Annotated in this window: 2 protein-coding genes; one reads left to right on the top strand and one right to left on the bottom strand. The window is 68.0% G+C overall.

Annotated elements, in window-relative coordinates:
- A partial coding sequence (locus tag A985_RS0106265) for an aldehyde dehydrogenase (NADP(+)) (protein ID WP_017232544.1) occupies positions 1-1,377 on the top strand: 1,377 nt, incomplete at its 5' end.
- A gap of 102 nt (positions 1,378-1,479) precedes the next feature.
- Here the strand turns inward: A985_RS0106265 and A985_RS24455 are convergent.
- On the bottom strand, positions 1,480-2,329 hold an 850-nt coding region (locus A985_RS24455; RefSeq protein WP_198288663.1), incomplete at its 5' end, for an anti-sigma factor.

Here is a 2,329-nt window from a genome sequence, read left to right as displayed (position 1 = left end):
GCCGAGTTCCTGGAGGCCGTCGCCCAGGCCATTCTCGATCTGGGCGACGCGCTCATCGAGCGTGCGCATGCGGAGACCGGATTGCCTGCCGCCCGCCTGCAAGGCGAGCGTGGGCGCACCGTTGGCCAACTGCGCATGTTCGCCCGCGTGGTGCGTGACGGCCACTTCCTCGACGCCACCGTCGACCCGGCGCAGCCGGCGCGCGAGCCGCTGCCGCGCAGCGACTTGCGTCTGGCCAAGATCGGTCTCGGTCCCGTGGCCGTGTTCGGCGCGAGCAACTTCCCGCTGGCGTTTTCGGTGGCGGGCGGCGACACGGCATCGGCGTTTGCCGCGGGTTGCCCGGTGATCGTCAAGGCACATTCGGCGCACCTGGGAACGTCGGAACTCGTGGCCCGTGCCATCCGCTCAGCGGTGCAGGCACTTGGCCTGCCGGAAGGGGTGTTCTCGCTGCTCGTGGGCGAACGCGCCGTGGGCGAGGCGCTCGTTGCGCATCCGGCGATTGCCGCCGTGGGCTTTACCGGTTCGCGCACCGGCGGCCTCGCGCTCCAGCGCATTGCGCAGTCGCGTGCCGTACCGATTCCGGTCTATGCCGAAATGAGCAGTATCAATCCGGTGTATTTGCTGCCTGAGGCGCTGAACGCGCGCGGCGAAGCGATCGCCAAGGGGTTCGTCGACTCGCTCACGATGGGCGTCGGTCAGTTCTGCACCAACCCGGGGATGGTGCTGGGCATCGCGGGCGACGCGCTCGAGCGCTTCTGCCGCACGGCTACTGAAGCGCTCGGTGCGAAAGCCGCCGGCACGATGCTGACGCAGGGCATTCATCAGGCGTACGACAAGGGTGTGACGCGACTGGTCGACGAACCGAACGTGACGCTGCTCGCGCGCGGTCAGGCGGGGGGGGCATGCCAGGGCCAAGCGGCTCTCTTCCGCACGAGCGCCGCCGAATTCCTCTCTACGCCGGCACTGCATGAGGAAGTCTTCGGCCCGGCATCGGTCGTGATTGCCTGCGATACCGTCGAAGAGATGATCGCGATCACCGAGCGTCTGGAAGGACAGCTCACGGCGACGCTGCAACTCGACGCCGGCGATACCGAGGCGGCGCGCCGCTTGCTGCCGAGTCTGGAGCGTCGCGCCGGACGCATTCTCGCCAACGGCTTCCCGACCGGCGTCGAGGTGTGTCATGCGATGGTCCACGGCGGTCCGTTCCCGGCGACGTCGAACGCCATGTTCACGTCGGTGGGCGCCACGGCCATCGATCGGTTCCTGCGTCCGGTCTGCTATCAGGATCTGCCCGACACGCTGTTGCCCGAAGCCCTGCAGGAAGCCAATCCGCTCGGCCTGTGGCGACTTCGCGACGGTGAGATGTCGCAGGCATGACACGCAGGCTCAACGCGTAGCGAACGACATTGCCGCAACGACAAACACCCTCGGATTTCGATCCGAGGGTGTTTTGTCTTGGATACAGGGCAGCGGTCGCGGCTACGACGCCACATCCCCTCGCGCAAGCGCCGGCGGCGTCACCAGACCATACAGTCGCGTGACCTGTCCCTGCGCCAGCCCCTTCGCCACCGCCTTCAGATTGATCGAACCCGGCGCACCGATCAGCGCGTAGCCGATCTGTCCCTTGCGCCACGTCACCACGCCCATCCGGTCGATCTTCTGCTCCGCCACGTCCTGATCCGGACGCGGGTCGCGCACCACGCACAGGGCGACGGGGTCGCCCGTCTCCGGCAGGTACACCATCTGCACCAGCGTTCGATCCTGCCAGCGCAGGCGTTGCACGCCCTTGAACGTCAGCCCCTGTGCGCGCAGGTCGGGAACGCTGATATCGAGATTGTCGTCGTGCCGAATATCGCTGACGGTGCGCGCAATGTCGCCATCGTCCACCCGTACGGACGCGATCGTGTCGCGCACATAGAGCTGCTGGTATTCGGCGGCCGCGCGCACCCACGTCGTGCCTTGCGGCGACTTCGGCGGCGCCGTTACCGAGGCCGTCATGAGTCCTCCGTGCCCCGCGCCCAGGCGGTTCAGCGCACCCGGCAACCAGGGCAAGGTGATGGCGGTGACGGCTACGCCAGCGGCAAATGCGGCGAGCAGCCACCCCGCGCGCACGCGGCGTGCGGCGGGCGCATCGTTCGCCGCGGGCGGACCAAGGGATGCATTGACGGATACGGACGCGACGGGCGACGCCGAGCTCAACGGCTTCATGGCATCGGCACCGTCTTGCGGCGTCTGCCGCTGCGCATGCGCGCGCAGCAATGCATCGAGATGGGCGCTCAGGCTGGCAGGCACGGGCGGGATCACTTGTGCGGCGAACGTCTCCCGATAC

This window comes from Pandoraea sp. B-6 (genome assembly GCF_000282835.1).
Classification (GTDB): Bacteria; Pseudomonadota; Gammaproteobacteria; order Burkholderiales; family Burkholderiaceae; genus Pandoraea; species Pandoraea cepalis.
This window is presented reverse-complemented; position numbering and strand designations above follow the sequence as displayed.